Below are 15,231 nucleotides of genomic sequence, written 5' to 3' on the forward strand. Positions count from 1 at the left end.
CGCGGTAGCGCTGCGCCTGCCGCGCCTGCCGGGCGAGCGAGGAGAGCTGCGAGGCGAGCTGTTCCAGCACGTCCTCGACGCGGGCGAGGTTGGTTTCCGCGCCCTTCAGCTTCAGCTCGGCCTCGTGCCGGCGCTGATACAGGCCCGAGATGCCCGCAGCCTCTTCCAGCACGCGGCGGCGCGCGCGCGGCTTGGCGTTGATCAGCTCGGAAATCTGCCCCTGCCGGACCAGCGCGGGCGAATGCGCACCCGTCGAGGCGTCGGCGAACAGCATCTGCACGTCGCGCGCGCGCACGTCCTTGCCGTTCAGCTTGTAGGCCGAGCCCGCGTCGCGGGTGATCCGGCGGGTGATGTCGAGCGTGTCCTCGTCGTTGAAGCCCGCGGGCGCGAGGCGCTGGGAATTGTCGAGTTGCAGCACCACCTCGGCAAAATTGCGCGCGCCGCGGGTGGCAGCCCCGGCAAAGATGACGTCCTCCATCCCGCCGCCGCGCATGGCGGTGGGGCGATTCTCGCCCATGACCCAGCGCAGCGCCTCGAGCAGGTTGGATTTGCCGCAGCCGTTCGGCCCCACAACACCGGTCAGACCCTCCTGGATGATCAGGTCGGTGGGGTCCACGAAGCTCTTGAAGCCATTGAGGCGCAGCCGGTTGAAGTGCATCAGCCTGTCCTTGCGGTCGCGGCGGGGTGTTGGGCCGGCATCCTACCCCCCTCGTCGCAGGCCGAGTCAACGGCCAGCCACCGAATATGGCATTTTGAGCGGCTTTATCCCCAAGATTTGCCCATTTGCGCAGGATATTGTGGATGAAGCGCGGCGGATTCATGCCGATGGAGGGGGCGGCACGGGAAATCCGGCACAGGTTGAGATGGCACCCGCGCGATGCTACATTGCAGACATCCCGGCGCCGGGGACGAGCAGGCGCGCAATGCAGGAGGATCGAGTCCTGACCGGACAGACCCATGCGGTGGCCGAGACCACTGCCCACGGGGCCAGCCATGCGGCCCAGACCGAGGCGCTGACCAGCGACATGCTGCTCGAGCATATCCTCGCATCCCTCGACGACGACAAGGCCGAAGATGTCGTGCAGATCGATCTGCGCGGCAAGTCGTCCATCGGCGACCACATGGTCATTGCCTCGGGCCGCTCCTCGCGGCAGGTGGCGGCCATCGCCGAGAAGCTTGTCGAGCGTCTGAAAGAGGCGTTCCGCCTGTCGGCCAAGGTCGAGGGCAAGGAGGCCGGCGACTGGGTGCTGATCGACACGGGCGACGTGATCGTTCACATCTTCCGCCCCGAGGTGCGCGAGTTCTACCAGCTCGAGAAGATGTGGATGCCCGCGACCGCAACGTCGCAGTAACCGCGACGGATGCGGGTTCACCTCTGCGTTGTCGGGCGCCTGCGGGGCGGCCCGGAGAAAGACCTCGTCGACGATTACCTGAAACGCTTCGATCGAAGCGGCCGCGCGCTTGGCCTGACGCTGGGCGAGGTGGTCGAGGTCGAGGACCGCAAGGGCGGCGGCATGGCCGCCGAGGCCGAGCTTCTGCGCCGCGCGCTGCCCCGTGGCGCGGCGCTGTGGATCATGGACGAGCGCGGGGCGCAGCTGACCTCGCCCGAGTTCGCCGGGCGGCTGGGGGCGGCGCGCGATGCCGGGCAGGGCGACGTGGCGCTGTGCATCGGCGGGGCCGACGGGCTGGACCCCGCGCTGAGGGCCGAGGCGGCGCTGGCGATCTCTTTCGGGCGGATGGTCTGGCCGCACATGCTGGTGCGGGTGATGCTGGCCGAACAACTGTATCGCGCGGGGCAGATCCTTGCGGGGACCCCCTATCACAGGGTCTGACGCCGCGCGCCCGCTTTAACGATTTGATGTCGCATGTTCGAGGCGCGCGAAACCGGTTCCCACTTTTGCGCAACACGACCTAGCGGTTCAGGATGTCCTTGTGGAACCGCCTGAGCAGCAGCAGGCCGAAGAACAGCGGGACAAGCGCCCAGAGCGCCACGACCGTGAGCGAGATATAGGTGGGGTCATAGGTCGCGTAGACCCCGGACCGCGACAGGCCGGTGATGTGGATCCAGGGCGTATACCAGAGGTAGCCCTGGAACCATTCGGGCAGGTGTTCGTAGATGAAGAGCACCCCCGCGATCAGGATCATCGGCCGCGTGATGATCGACCAGACATTCGCCCAGGCCGAGAACAGCCCCGTCAGCAGGCAATTCAGCGTCCCGATCCCGAGGCCCACCAGCGCGGCCAGCAGGACCGACAGCACGATGGGACCGGGCGACAGGGTCGCGCTGGCCTCGGTCAGGTGCAGGATGCCGAACAGGACGATGACCATGACCGTGATGCTGGTCAGCAGGTTCAGCAGGAACCGCGCGATGATCGCGTCCAGCCATGACACCGCCGGGTAGTAGAGCAGCTGTTTCGAGAACTGGATGGCGTTCTGCACGGTCAGCGCAACGGTGGCGTAGACCGTGAAGGGCAGGTAGCCCGAGGCGTAGAACAGGATGAAGGAATTCCCAAGCGGCGGCGAGCGCAGAAGGATCGTGAAGGCGACGGTGAGCACCACCAGCGCGCCGACCGGTTGGGCCACGGCCCAGACATAGCCGCCGGGCGTGCGCCCGTAGAGCGTCGACATCTCGCGCAGCATCAGGGCGAGGATGGCGCGGAACGCGGGAAAGCTGCGCTTCGCCCGTGGCAGGCGCGGCCGCGGTCCGGCTGTCAGGGGCTGGCGTGGGCTCAGGTCCGCCTCCGGTATGGTGCCAAGTCTCTGGCTTTGCTGGGTCGGACTATGTATGACGGCAGGGTAGAGTTCAAACACGAAGGCAGCGTTCCAGCCTTGTCCGACGCAGCAGGACCCCGGAAGGACGCCCCGACCGACTGTCCGGGGGCACAGGTGCCGCGGCCTGCGGCCCCCGGTGGTGCGGCAGGGAACAAGCCCCCCGGAGGCGCTTCGCCGCAGACACCCGACAGCTCTTCCGGCACACCCGCGCCCATCGCCTTCAGGCCCTACGCCCGCCCCGCGCGGCTGAGGCGGCGGCATTTCGGGCTGGTGTTGTCCTACCTCCTGCTGGTGCTGGTGCCGCTGCTCGGGATCGGCTTCTACCTTCAGACCTTCGCGCAGGATCAATATGCCTCGAGCGTCGGCTTCACCGTCCGCAGCGAAGAGACCGGATCGGCCACCGACCTGCTGGGCGGGCTGTCGCAGATCGCCGGGGGCAATCCCGGCCGGGATGGCGACATCCTGTTCGAGTTCATCACCAGCGCCGAGATGGTGCGGCGGATGCAGGACCGCATCGACCTTGTCGGGCATTACTCGGCCCCCCATGCCGTCGATCCGGTCTTCGCCCTGTCGCCCGACGCCACGCTCGAGGACCTGGTGAGCCATTGGCGCGAGGTCGTCCGCGTCTCCTATTCGCAGGGCAACGGGCTGATCGCGCTCGAGGTGCTGGCCTTCGAGCCGCAGGTCGCGCAGCAGATCGCGCAGGCGATCATCGAGGAGAGCCAGACCCTCATCAACGAGCTGAACGAGCAGGCGCGGGCGGATTCGATGCGCTACGCCGAAGAGGACCTCGAGGCCGCCATCGTCCGGCTGCGCGCCGCGCGCGAGGCACTGACCCAGTTCCGCACCCAGACCCAGATCGTCGATCCCGAAAGCGACCTGCAGGGGCGCACGGGGGTGTTGAACAACCTCCAGCAGCAGCTGGCCGAGGCGCTGATCGAGTTCGACCTTCTGTCGGAGAACACCACCAACCCCAACGATCCGCGGCTGGTTCAGGCCGAACGGCGCATCCAGGTGATCCGCGACCGGATCGGGCAGGAACGGCTGAATTTCGCAACCGAGGATGTCGGCGCCGAGGGCGAGGACTACCCGACGCTCATGGCCGCCTACGAAGGTCTGGTCGTCGATCGCCAGTTCGCCGAGGAAAGCTATCGCGCCGCGCTTGCGGCGGTGGACCTTGCGCGCACCAACGCGGCGCGGCAAAGCCGCTACCTTGCGGTCTTCATCCAGCCGAACCTGCCCGAAAGCCCCGGCTTTCCGCGGCGCGGGACGATCATGGGCTTCGCCCTTCTGTTCCTGACGCTGGGATGGGCGATCATGGCGCTGATCTACTACAGCATCCGCGACCGGCAGTAGGGCTGTGCGGCGATGATCCGCTTCGAGAACCTGACCAAGGGGTTCGAGGTCAACGGGCAGCGCAAGCTCGTGATCGACGACCTGACGCTGACCATCGAGACCGGCCGCTCGCTTGCGCTTCTGGGGCGCAACGGGGCGGGCAAGTCGACGCTGATGTCGATCATCGCGGGCAACATGCGGCCCGACGCGGGCCAGGTCGTCAGCGACGGCACGATCTCATGGCCGATCGGGCAGACCGGGTCGGTGCATCCGCAGATGACCGGCGCGCAGAACGCGCGGTTCCTTGCGCGGGTCTATGGCGTGGACACGACCGAGCTGACCGCCTTCGTCGAGGATTTCGCCCAGCTGGGCGACCATTTCCACATGCCGGTGCGGACCTATTCGGCGGGTATGCGGGCGCGGCTGTCCTTCGGGCTGTCGATGGGGATCAAGTTCGACATCTACCTGATCGACGAGGTCACGAGCGCGGGCGACGCCGCCTTCCGGGCGCGCAGCGCCGCGCTGTTCCATGAGCGGATGGCCAGTTCGGACGCGATCATGGTAAACCACAATCTTTCCGAGCTCAGGGAATTCTGCAGCGCGGCCCTGCTGCTGGAGCACGGGAAACTCTCGTATTTCGAAGACCTTGACGAGGCGATCGAGCTCCACAAGCGCAGCCTGCGCTAAGGGTTTCTCAACCAGAGCGCGAGCACAGGGTTAAGCCTTTCGCAAGCATTGGGCGCTAACGACCCGCCCCTTCCACAATCCGGCCAAGCGACCACCCATCGGGGCGGCGATGCCATGGCGCGACATCTTCGCCATGGAGACCGCCATGACATCGCTCGGTGTGATCGGGCAGACGCAATCCTTCCAGGGGCTGCTCGATCACGGCATCACCGATCTCCTGGTCCACGAGACGGCGGAGGGCAGCACGCTCTACACCATCTCGGGGCAGGGCGGCGGTGTGGCGGCCTATGCGCTGGGCGGGTCGGGCGGGCCGGTGCTGATCGACTTCGCGCCCTTCGACCTGGCCTATGCCGCGGACGTGATGGACAGGCTGACCCTGCTCGACACGCCCGAGGGGCCGCGGCTGGTGGTGGCGGGCGACGCGGAGGGGGCACTTACCTCCTTCGCGGTGGCGCCCGACGGCACGCTCGGCGCGGCGGGCGGCATCGCCGGGCTTGCCGGCGGCACTGGGGGCACCGTTCTCGACATCGGGCAATGGGGTGGCGACAGGCTGTTCGTCGCCAATGCCGGGTCGGGGTCCATCGACGCCTATGACCTGACGCCCACCGGCACGCTGAGGCGGGCCTTCGGGGTCGAGGACACCGAGACGACCTATGCCGATACGGTCTTTGCACTGGAAACCCTGACGGTTGCGGGGGTCGACTACCTTGTGGGGGCCAGCGTCACGGACAGCGGCGTCACCGCCTACCGGATCGAGCCCGACCGGCTGGTTGCGACCGGCAACCTCGGCGTTGCCGAGGGGATCGGCATCATGACGCCCACCGCGCTGGGCACCGCCGTGATCGGCGGGCGCAGCTTCGTTCTGGTCGGCTCGGCCCCCTCGGACGGGGTCGGGCTGTCGGGCGCGATCACGGTGATGGAACTGCGCCCCGGCGGGCAGTTGATCCCGACCGACCACGTGATCGACACGCTGGACACCCGGTTCGGCGGCATCCAGAGCCTGAACGTGGTGCAGTCCAACGGCTTTACCTATGTCATGGCGGCGGGCGGCGATGACGGGCTGACGGTCTTTGTCCTGATGCCGCACGGACGGCTTCAGCTGATGAACGTTCTGCCCGACGACCACGCCGGGGGTCTGGAGAACGTCACCGCCATCGCCGGTTTCGCCAGCGGCGACGGGCTGCGGCTGTTCGTCTCCTCCGAGATCAGCGCGGGTGTGACCGAGCTGTCCCTTCAGACCGGGCGCAGCGGCTCGGTGCTGATCGCGCAGCCCGGCGGCGGCGGCACCACGGGGGGCGCGCGCAACGACATCCTTGTGGGCGGGGCGGGCAACGACCTGCTGCAGGGCGGGCAGGGCGACGACATCCTCGAGGATGGCAGCGGGCTGGATACCCTGAGCGGCGGCAGCGGCAACGACATCTTCATCCTGCGCAGCGACGGGGTCACCGACAGGATCGTCGATTTCGAACCGGGGCGCGACCGGCTCGACCTGTCGGCCTGGCCGTTCCTCTACGATCCGTCGCAGCTGTCGGTTCTGCCCCTGTCCAACGGTGCGCTGGTGACATGGCGGGGCGAGGTGCTTGTCTTGCAGACAGTGCTGGGGACCAGCCTGACCGCGGCACAGGTGATCGCCGCGATCCTGCCCGCGCCGAACCGCAGCCCGGTCCCCTTCGATCCGCCGCCGCGCCTTCTGCCCGAGGGGTCGTTCGACGGCACGCCCGACAACGACCGCTTCACCGGCGGCGCCAGTGACGATGTCATCACCGGCGAAGGCGGCAACGACACGCTGTTCGGCGGGCAGGGCCGCGACCGGATGGAGGGGGGCGCGGGCAATGACGAGATCCGCGGCAACCTGAACGGCGACACGATCCAGGGCGGCGACGGGTTCGACAGGCTCTACGGCAATTTCGGCCATGACATGATCTACGGCGGGGCGCAGGCCGACAGCATCTACGGCGGCGACCAGAACGATCGGCTGTGGGGCGAGATGGGCAGCGACTTCGTCGTCGGGCAGGGCGGCAACGACACGCTCTGGGGCGGCGACGGGTTCGACACGCTGCGCGGCGGAGCGGGCAACGACCTGCTTTACGGCGGCGACCGCGCCGACGTGATGCAGGGCGGGCTGGACAACGACAGGCTTTACGGCGAGGGCGGCAACGACCGGCTGGAGGGCAATGGCGGCGACGATCTGCTGGATGGCGGCGACGGGCTGGACGGGCTGTTCGGCTCGACCGGCAACGACACGCTGATCGGAGGCGCGGGGGATGACCGGCTGTTCGGTGGGGCGGGCCATGACCGGCTGGACGGGGGAACCGGCAATGACACGATGTTCGGCGGCGGCGGCGCCGACCGCTTCGTCTTTGCGGCCGGGCATGGCGACGACCTGATCCGCGATTTCGACCCCGGTGCCGATATCCTCGAGTTGACGGGGCTGGCACCGGATGCGGGCGCGCTGACCCTGACGGCGCGGGAGGACGGGATGCTGGTGACGACGCCGGGGGGCACGATCCTTCTGGAGGGGGTGGCCGAGGGCGCGCTGCTGGTGGATGATTTCGTGTTCTGACGGGCGTGGTCCGGGCCGGTCTGCGCGCCGGGCGCTCTAACCGCGTTGCGCGGCAAGGATGCGCCGGTAAACGGCGTGGAGATCCTCGGCCTGATCGGTCGAGCGGCGCAAGGCGGGGCGCAGGGCCTGCCTCGGGGCGGGCGGCTGGCGGAACCGGTCGGGCTCAGCCTCGATCCGCGACAGCGCCGCGACAAGGCCGCTGTGATCCGAGACATCGACGCGGAGCCCGTTTTCTCCCTCGGCCACATCGGCCCCGATCGCGCCGCGATCCGAGGCCACCACCCACAGGCCCAGCGCCAGCGCCTCGCGCGTCACCAACCCGTAGCTTTCCGGCCAGACCGAGGGCGCGATCAGAACGTCGATCCGGCCGTAGACCTCGCCCACCTCGGCCAGCGGGCTGCGCGGCAGGAACAGGACAGGCGTGGCGTTCCAGACCTCCTGGCGGGTCTGGCCGGGGGGCAGGCCGTGGTCCACGACGACCAGTTCGAGCGCGCCGAAGCGGCGGGCATGGAGCGCCGCCTTGAGAAGATGGAAGCCCTTGTGCCGCGCGGCCCCGCCGATATGCCCGAGGCGCACCCGCCCCGATCCCGCGGGCGCGGGCGCAGGCACCCGTTCGGGCAGGATCGAAACGCCGTTCTCGACGGCCTCGACCGCGGTCAGGCCGGCCTTGCGATGCAGATCGGCGAAGGCGTCGGAGACGGCCAGGACGGCCGCGGCCCCCGCCAGCCCCCGGCGGGTGACCTGCGCGCGCGCGGACAGGGTCGCGGCGGCTTCGGGGCGGAAATCGTAGGGTTCGGGCGTGCCGTCCGGCGCGACGACGAACTGGTGCGGCGACAGCCACCATCCATCGTGCAGGGTGACCACGTAAGGCACGCCGCGCCGTCGCAGCGTATCGGTGACCGAGGCGGTCAGGCGCTGGATGCAATGGACATGCACGATGTCGGGCCGGATCCGCGACAGCAGCCGGTCGAAGACATCGCCCATGCGATGATCCTGCACGGCCATGGTGTCGATACCGTCGCGCGCGGTCACCGTCCAGACGCGCGCGCCGTCGCGGGCGTGGCAGCGGATCTCGTAGGGGCGTTCGCCCCCCTCGAGCGTGGCGACCACGTCGATCTCGTAGGCGTCGCCATGCAGGCGCAGCAGGTCGGCGACATTGTCCTGCACCACGCGGGTGGCCCCGCCGATATCCTGCGGCGGGTAGAAGACGTTGACGATCATGAGGCGCGTCTTGCCGCGCGCCGCAGCGGGGCGCACGGCCTCGAACATGGCGTCGAAGCCTGCGCCCATGACCTGCAGGCTGTAGTCGCGCATGACCTGCGCGCGGGCCGCCGCGCCGATCCGAGCGCGCCGGGCCGGGTCGTCGATCAGCGCCAGAATGGCGGCGACGAAGGCGTCCTTGTCCGCGGCGAGATAGCCGGTGGCGCCGTCCTCGATCACCTCGGACAGGGTCGCTGCGGGCGAGACCACGGAGGGCACGCCGAACATCGCGGCCTCCATCCACTTGATCTCGCTTTTCGCGTCGGTCAGCAGGGAGGGGGCCAGCACCGACAGGGCGATATCGGCCTCGGCCAGCTGGGCGACATAGGTCTCGAAATCCCAGGTGGGGCGGATGAGGCGCAGGTCGGGATGATCCGGGTCCAGCCGGGTGAAGGCCGGGAAATCGCCGACCAGCCGCACCTCGACCTTGCCGGGGCGGCGGGCGAGGATCTCGGCCAGCGCGGGCTCGAGGATTTCGGTGAACTCGGCCTTGTGGGCCTTGGTGCCCGATCCGTAATGGAGGACAAGCTTGTCGCCGGGGGCTTTTTCGCGCCGCGCCACGCGGCCCTGCACCTGCATATGCGGGTGGCCCAGCGCGTTGCGATGGAGGAAGACCTGACCGCTGCGCACCACGCCCTGCATCGCGTCGCGGATCGTGGGCGTCGAAGCGATGCCGTAGGCGCACAGGCTCATGGCATGGCGGAAGAGCGGCACGCCGCAGGCCATGGCGGCGTGATCCGCGGGCGTGATGCTGCCCGCGTAACTCGCCAGCGGCGGCGGAAAGACGGCGGCGTCGAAGATCAGGTCGTCGCAATCGTAGAAGGTCGCCAGACCCTGCTGCGCGGCTTCGGCGATCAGGTCGATCACCGGCGGGAAACCCGGCACGCGGACGAAGATGACCGCGTCGAACGCGTCGAGCCGGTCGCGCAGCCGGTCGAGGTCGTGGGCCTGGTGAAACAGCTCGGCCTCGTAACCGGCGGCGCGCAGCTGGTCGATCTTCTGATCGGCGCGGTAGAGCTTGCATTGGTAGAGGTCGTCATTGGCCAGCACCGCCACCCGGCGGATCGCGGCCGACCGGCGCGGCGCCTCGAAGCGCGGGGTGCAGAGGGTGAGGGCTTCGGCGAGCTGGCCCTGCACCTCGGCCACCGACATGCGCGCGACGAAGGACCCGGGATCGCGCCAGATCGCGTCGAAGATCGCCCGACCAAGATCGCGGCGGCGGCGGCTGAGGGCGACATCCGCGAACAGGGTGTCGGGGAAGGTCCGGGCGACCTTCAGCGCGTCGGCCAATCGACCCTGCCCCGCCAGCAATTCGGCCAGCGTGATGGCGTTGGCGCCGGTGTCCATGCCTGCGGGCACGGATTTGCGCAGCTGGATCTCGGTTCCCGGGCTGGTCCTGCCGTGCAGGAGGTCGGCCAGGTCGAGCGAAGCGCGCGCATGGCGTGGGTCATGGTGGAGCAGCAGGCCCAACAGCCCCTCGGCCGCGCCCGGATCGCCTGCACGGCGGCGCGCGCGGGCGAGGTCGAGGAGGAAGGCCTCGACCTCGGGGGCGCTGGGGTCCAAGGCCGCGGCCCCCGGAACGGGCAGCGTGGCGAGGTGATGGAGCGTCGCGGCAAGGCCCGCATCCGCGGCCAGATCGGCCGAGGCGGCGCGGAAGGCGGGCAGCGCCGAGAGCACCGCGTCGGGCAGGGTCACACCGCAGTGCATGGCGAACCACGCCCGCGGATTGGCATGCGCCCCGGCGCGGACGCCGCAAGCCGCCCAATGGCGGCGCAGTGCGGCGGCATCGCCGGGGGGCGGCGGCGCGACCCCGGCGAAGGCGAGCGCGTCGCGGTAGAACACCGCGTCAAAGGCGTGGTCGGGATGCGGCGCGATCCCCTCGGCCAGCCCGGTGGTGCAGAAATGCGCCAGCGCGGCCAGCCGGGTGGTTTCGGTCAGCTTGTGCCCCGCGGCCTCGGCGGCGACGGCGTAGAACTCGTGTTCGAAGACCTGTTCGAAGACCGGGCCATGCACCCCGCGCATCAGCCATAGATGCGCCTCGGTCAGGGCGGCCTCGGCCACCGCGACGCCCGCGCGGCGCAAGGCGCGGCAGGCCTCGGGCGCGGTCATGTCCTCGGGCAGGGCAAGGCCGTGGAACCGCCTGACAAAGGACGCATCCCAACGGTCGGGCGTGGCCATGCGCCCCTCGGCATGGCCGAACTCGAGATAGTGGAACACCGCCTCGCCGGGGCTGGCCACGGCATCGGCCACGTCGGGATTGGCGGCGAGATAGGCCCCGACGTTGAAGCCGCCCGCCAGCGCCGCGGCGTTGCGATGCGCAGCCAGCGTGCGCGCAACGCCCTGTTTGCGCGCCATGGCGCGATAGCGGACCTGCCAGTCCTCGGGCCCGCCGCGCAAGGTCAGCCGGGCCACCTGCCTGCCGATCTTGCGGAGGGTTCTCGCGGTCCCTGTTCCGAACATGCCCGACACAGGCCTCAACCATTGCTCAACCCCGGTTGCATAGCCCGGCAGGCGGCCGGTGTCATCCATGGTCATCCGTGATGGCGTCGCCTTGCGCCTTCCCGGCGGGGTCCATAGAACCGGGGCGAAGGAGGCCCGCCATGCCCAACGACCAGACGTCAAAGCCCGTTGTCCTGTGCATTCTCGACGGCTGGGGCATCGGCCCGACCGAGGCGGGCAATGCCCCCCTGCTGGCGCGCACGCCCACCATGGACCGGCTGATGGCGACCTCCCCGAATGCGACGCTGACCACCCACGGCCGCGCCGCGGGCCTGCCCGAGGGGCAGATGGGCAATTCCGAGGTCGGGCACACCAACATCGGCGCAGGCCGCGTGGTGGCGATGGATCTCGGCATGATCGACCTTGCGATCGAGGACGGGTCGTTCTTCGGGAAACCGGCACTGGCCGATTTCATCGCGGCGCTGAAGGAGAGCGGCGGGCGGGCGCATCTGGCGGGGCTGACCTCGCCCGGCGGGGTGCATTCGCACCAGTCGCATATCGTGGCCGCGGCCCGTGCGCTGGCCGATGCGGGGCTCGAGGTTCTGGTCCACGCGATCACCGACGGGCGCGACGTGGCGCCGGGATCGGCCGCCGAGCAGGTCGCCGCGCTGGAGGCCGACCTGCCCGAGGGCGCGCGGATCGTCACCGTTTCGGGGCGCTATTACGCCATGGACCGGGACAACCGGTGGGATCGGGTGGAGAAGGCCTATCGCGTGATGGCGGAGGCCGAGGGCGACAGCGGGCCGGATGCCACCGGCATCATCCGCATGGCCCGTGACGCGGGCATCACCGATGAATTCATCCTGCCTGCCGTGGTCGAGGGCTACACCGGCATGGAACAGGGCGACGGGCTGTTCTTCGTGAACTTCCGCGCGGACCGGGCGCGCGAAATCCTCGCCGCGCTCGGCGACCCGGATTTCGACGGCTTCGACCGCGGGCCGCGCCCGCCGCTGGTGGCCCGGCTGGGGATGGTGGATTACTCGAAGGCCCATGACGCCTACATGACCACGATGTTCCCCAAGCAGGAGATCGTGAACACGTTGGCCGAATGGGTGGCGAAACAGGGGCTGCGGCAGTTCCACATCGCCGAGACCGAGAAATACCCCCATGTCACCTTCTTCCTGAACGGCGGCAAGGAGCCCCCCGTGCCGGGCGAAACGCGCTACATGGCGGCATCCCCCAAGGTCGCCACCTATGACCTGCAGCCCGAGATGTCGGCAGGCGAAGTGACCGATCATCTGGTCGAGGCGATCGGCGCGGGGCATGACCTGATCGTGGTGAACTACGCCAACCCCGACATGGTCGGCCACACCGGCGATCTGTCCGCCGCGATCAAGGCTTGCGAGGCGGTCGACGCGGGCCTCGGCCGTGCGGTGGCGGCGCTGGAGCAGGTGGGCGGCGCGATGATCGTCACCGCCGACCACGGCAATTGCGAGACGATGATCGACCCCGTGACCGGAGGGCCGCACACGGCGCATACGCTGAACCCGGTGCCGGTGATCCTGTTCGGCGGACCGGACGGCGCCGGGCTGCGCGACGGCATCCTGGCCGATCTCGCGCCCAGCCTGTTGCAGCTGATGGGCCTGCCGCAGCCGCCCGAGATGACGGGGCAGACGCTTCTGACATGATCCTGCGCACGGCCCTTGCCGCCCTTCTGCTTCTGAGCGCCCCGGCGCGAGCCGAGCTTGACGCCGCCGCCACCGCGTCGCGCGCAGCCGAGATGCTGGAGCAGGCGGGCTTTGCCCTGCTGGAAGCCGACGGCGCACGCGACCGGGTCGAGGCGCTGACCCAGACCGTCCGCGCCTACGAGGAGGGGCTTCTTGCCCTGCGCGAGGGCATCCGGCAGGCGGCGCTCAGGGAGCAGACGATCCTCATGGTCTTCGAGGCCGAGCGCGACCGGCTCTCGCGGCTTTTGGGCGTGCTGCAAAGCATCGAGGGCGCGCCCGCGCCGCTTCTGATGATGCACCCCGAGGGGGCGCTGGGCACGGCGCGCTCGGGGATGATCGTCTCCGAGATCACCCCCGCCGTCGCCGAGGAGGCCCGCGCGCTGCGCGGCCAGTTGCAGGAACTGGCGACGCTGCGCGGCCTGCAGGACGGCGCGGTCGCGCAGCTGTCCGAGGCGCTGGAACGGGCGCAGGACGCGCGCAGCGCCCTGAGCCAGGCGATTGCCGACCGGCGGATGCTGCCCGAGAATTTCACGCGCGACGAGATCGCAATGGCCGAGCTTCTGGACAGCGTCGATTCGCTCGACAGTCTTGCCGCGCTGCTGTCGGCGGACCCGCCCGAGGCCGCGCCGGAGCTGCCCGATTTCGCGCAGGCCCGCGGCGACCTGCCGCTGCCGGTTCTGGGCACGCCGCTCCGCGCCTTCGGCGAGGCGGACGCGGCGGGGGTCACCCGGCCCGGCCTGGTCCGCGCCACGCGGCCCCGCGCGCTGGTCACGGCGCCCTGGCCCGCATGGGTCCGGTATGCCGGGCCGCTTCTGGACTACGGAAATGTGATCATCCTCGAACCCGAAGGGACCTACCTTATGGTTCTCGCGGGGCTCGGCACCCTTTACGTGAGTGCCGGTGACCTCGTGGCCTCGGGGGCTCCGCTGGGGTTGATGCCCGGTGGGGCGGACGGCGGAGATGAAGATTTGATCCTGCGTGAGCCGCAAAGCGGTGGCGCCGGGCTGACAGAAACGCTCTATATCGAGTTGCGGGAGAACGGTGCGCCCGTCGACCCGGCGGAATGGTTCACCGAAACGGCGCGAGACTGAGACGAAGGACAGGACGGCATGAACAAGTTGATCATTGCAGCCATCGGAGGGATCTCGGGAGGCGTGCTTCTGAGCACCCAGGTGGCCGGACCGCTCATCGCGCAGGAGGACCGCGCGAATGCCTCGGTCTACGAGCAACTGGACCTGTTCGGCGACATCTTCGAACGCATCCGCGCCAATTACGTCGAGGACGTGGACGAAGCGGCGCTGATCGAGGCCGCGATCAACGGCATGCTGACCTCGCTCGACCCGCATTCCAGCTACCTGCCGCCCAATGATTTCGACGACATGCAGGTGCAGACCCGCGGCGAGTTCGGCGGTCTCGGCATCGAGGTGACGCAGGAGGACGGCTTCGTCCGCGTCATCACGCCGATGGACGACACCCCCGCGATGGAAGCGGGCGTCGAGGCCGGCGATTTCATCACCCATGTCGACGGCGAGGCGCTGCTGGGCCTGACGCTGGAGGAAGCGGTGGACCTGATGCGCGGGCCCGTCGGCTCGGAGATCGTGATCACCATCGTCCGCGAGGGCGAGGACGAACCCTTCGACATCACCATCATCCGCGACCGTATCCGCCTGACCGCGGTGCGCGCACGGCTGGAGGGGAACACGGCGATCCTGCGGGTGTCGACCTTCAACGACCAGACCTATCCCAACCTGCGCGAAGGTCTGGAGGAGCAGATCGCGGAGGTCGGCGGCCTTGGCAACCTGAACGGTGTCGTGCTCGACCTGCGCAACAATCCCGGCGGTCTTCTGAGCCAGGCGATCCGGGTGTCGGACGCGTTCCTGGAACAGGGCGAGATCGTCTCGACCCGCGGCCGCGACCCTGAGGATGGCGAACGCTACAACGCCACGCCCGGCGACCTGATCGAGGGGCTGCCGCTGGTGGTACTGGTGAACGGCGGGTCGGCCTCGGCCTCCGAGATCGTGGCGGGCGCGTTGCAGGATCATCGCCGCGCGGTGGTGGTGGGCACCAACAGCTTCGGCAAGGGCTCGGTGCAATCGGTGATGCCGCTGGCGGGCGATGGCGCGATGCGGCTGACCACCTCGCTGTATTACACGCCCTCGGGCCGCTCGATCCAGGCGCTCGGCATCGCGCCCGACATCCTGGTCGAACAGCGCGAGCCGGTCGTGACGGAGGAAGAAGAGGAGGGCACCGGCCCCCGCCGCAACGAGGCAAGCCTGCGCGGTGCGATCCAGAACTCGACCCTGAGCGAGGACGAGCTGCGCCAGCTCGAGGAAGAGCAGGCCATCGCCGAGGCGACCGCGCGGCTGCGCAACGAGGATTACCAGCTGGCCTATGCCATCGACATCCTGACCGGGCTGAACGCGCTCGGGCCGCGCGGCAACTGACGGC

At 69.3% G+C, this 15,231-nt stretch carries 11 protein-coding genes; 8 read left to right on the forward strand and 3 right to left on the reverse strand.

All coding sequences use genetic code 11. The annotated features are described in order from the left end of the window. Nucleotides 1–658: AAA family ATPase (locus tag QQK83_RS13090; RefSeq protein WP_284264912.1), on the reverse strand; the 658-nt coding region annotated here is incomplete at its 3' end. A 265-nt stretch (nt 659–923) separates the two neighbouring features. Here QQK83_RS13090 and rsfS point away from each other — a divergent pair. Together rsfS and rlmH are read left to right on the forward strand one after the other, a co-directional pair. Further along, nucleotides 924–1,352, forward strand: coding sequence for a ribosome silencing factor (rsfS, locus tag QQK83_RS13095; RefSeq protein WP_417750354.1), 429 nt, complete (start codon nt 924–926; stop codon nt 1,350–1,352). A 9-nt stretch (nt 1,353–1,361) separates the two neighbouring features. Further along, a complete protein-coding gene (gene rlmH / locus QQK83_RS13100) occupies nt 1,362–1,832 on the forward strand; it encodes a 23S rRNA (pseudouridine(1915)-N(3))-methyltransferase RlmH (RefSeq protein ID WP_284264914.1) in 471 nt (156 codons plus the stop codon). A gap of 79 nt (nt 1,833–1,911) precedes the next feature. On the opposite strand, the gene QQK83_RS13105 is transcribed toward rlmH, so the two are convergent. Next, the gene (locus tag QQK83_RS13105; RefSeq protein WP_417750355.1) at nt 1,912–2,640 is read right to left on the reverse strand and encodes an ABC transporter permease; all 729 of its coding nucleotides are present in this window, start codon (nt 2,638–2,640) and stop codon (nt 1,912–1,914) included. 402 nt (nt 2,641–3,042) lie between these two features. On the opposite strand from QQK83_RS13105, the gene QQK83_RS13110 reads away from it, so the two are divergent. The 3 genes from QQK83_RS13110 (at nt 3,043) to QQK83_RS13120 (ending at nt 7,357) form a co-directional block, all read left to right on the forward strand. Continuing rightward, entirely contained in the window at nt 3,043–4,128 is a 1,086-nt protein-coding gene (locus QQK83_RS13110) for a KpsE/RkpR family capsule polysaccharide export protein (protein WP_284264916.1), read from the forward strand. Nucleotides 4,129–4,140: 12 nt separating this feature from the next. Further along, a complete protein-coding gene (locus tag QQK83_RS13115; protein WP_284264917.1) occupies nt 4,141–4,794 on the forward strand; it encodes an ABC transporter ATP-binding protein in 654 nt (217 codons plus the stop codon). Nucleotides 4,795–4,939: 145 nt separating this feature from the next. Then, a complete protein-coding gene (locus tag QQK83_RS13120; RefSeq protein ID WP_284264918.1) occupies nt 4,940–7,357 on the forward strand; it encodes a calcium-binding protein in 2,418 nt (805 codons plus the stop codon). A 36-nt stretch (nt 7,358–7,393) separates the two neighbouring features. Here the strand turns inward: QQK83_RS13120 and QQK83_RS13125 are convergent, their stop codons facing one another. Continuing rightward, nucleotides 7,394–11,077 carry a glycosyltransferase gene (locus tag QQK83_RS13125; protein ID WP_284264921.1) on the reverse strand — a complete coding sequence of 1,228 codons (3,684 nt, stop codon included), beginning with the start codon at nt 11,075–11,077 and terminating at the stop codon, nt 7,394–7,396. 140 nt (nt 11,078–11,217) lie between these two features. Here QQK83_RS13125 and gpmI point away from each other — a divergent pair, with 140 nt between their 5' ends. From gpmI to QQK83_RS13140, 3 genes are read left to right on the forward strand one after another with little or no spacing between them, the layout of a single operon-like run. Then, nucleotides 11,218–12,744 (forward strand): 2,3-bisphosphoglycerate-independent phosphoglycerate mutase, encoded by a 1,527-nt coding sequence (gene gpmI, locus QQK83_RS13130; protein WP_284264923.1) that lies wholly within the window; start codon nt 11,218–11,220, stop codon nt 12,742–12,744. Next, complete coding sequence (locus tag QQK83_RS13135; RefSeq protein ID WP_417750356.1) at nt 12,741–13,874, forward strand: murein hydrolase activator EnvC family protein; 1,134 nt, start codon at nt 12,741–12,743, stop codon at nt 13,872–13,874. The genes gpmI and QQK83_RS13135 overlap by 4 nt, the downstream gene beginning before the upstream one ends. Before the next feature lie 18 nt (nt 13,875–13,892). Beyond that, nucleotides 13,893–15,227: a S41 family peptidase gene (locus tag QQK83_RS13140; RefSeq protein WP_284264925.1), complete on the forward strand. Its 1,335-nt coding sequence runs from the start codon at nt 13,893–13,895 to the stop codon at nt 15,225–15,227. The last annotated feature ends 4 nt before the right edge of the window (nt 15,228–15,231 follow it).

This window comes from Roseicyclus amphidinii, from assembly GCF_030163755.1.
Classification (GTDB): Bacteria; Pseudomonadota; Alphaproteobacteria; order Rhodobacterales; family Rhodobacteraceae; genus Roseicyclus; species Roseicyclus amphidinii.

What these genes read in the sequence shown, in the direction of transcription:
- rsfS (WP_417750354.1), top strand. Translation starts at nt 924, where the DNA reads ATGCAGGAGGATCGAGTCCTGACCGGACAGACCCATGCGGTGGCCGAG.
- rlmH (WP_284264914.1), top strand. Translation starts at nt 1,362, where the DNA reads ATGCGGGTTCACCTCTGCGTTGTCGGGCGCCTGCGGGGCGGCCCGGAG.
- QQK83_RS13105 (WP_417750355.1), bottom strand. Translation starts at nt 2,640, where the DNA reads ATGCTGCGCGAGATGTCGACGCTCTACGGGCGCACGCCCGGCGGCTAT.
- QQK83_RS13115 (WP_284264917.1), top strand. Translation starts at nt 4,141, where the DNA reads ATGATCCGCTTCGAGAACCTGACCAAGGGGTTCGAGGTCAACGGGCAG.
- QQK83_RS13120 (WP_284264918.1), top strand. Translation starts at nt 4,940, where the DNA reads ATGACATCGCTCGGTGTGATCGGGCAGACGCAATCCTTCCAGGGGCTG.
- QQK83_RS13125 (WP_284264921.1), bottom strand. Translation starts at nt 11,077, where the DNA reads ATGTTCGGAACAGGGACCGCGAGAACCCTCCGCAAGATCGGCAGGCAG.
- gpmI (WP_284264923.1), top strand. Translation starts at nt 11,218, where the DNA reads ATGCCCAACGACCAGACGTCAAAGCCCGTTGTCCTGTGCATTCTCGAC.
- QQK83_RS13135 (WP_417750356.1), top strand. Translation starts at nt 12,741, where the DNA reads ATGATCCTGCGCACGGCCCTTGCCGCCCTTCTGCTTCTGAGCGCCCCG.
- QQK83_RS13140 (WP_284264925.1), top strand. Translation starts at nt 13,893, where the DNA reads ATGAACAAGTTGATCATTGCAGCCATCGGAGGGATCTCGGGAGGCGTG.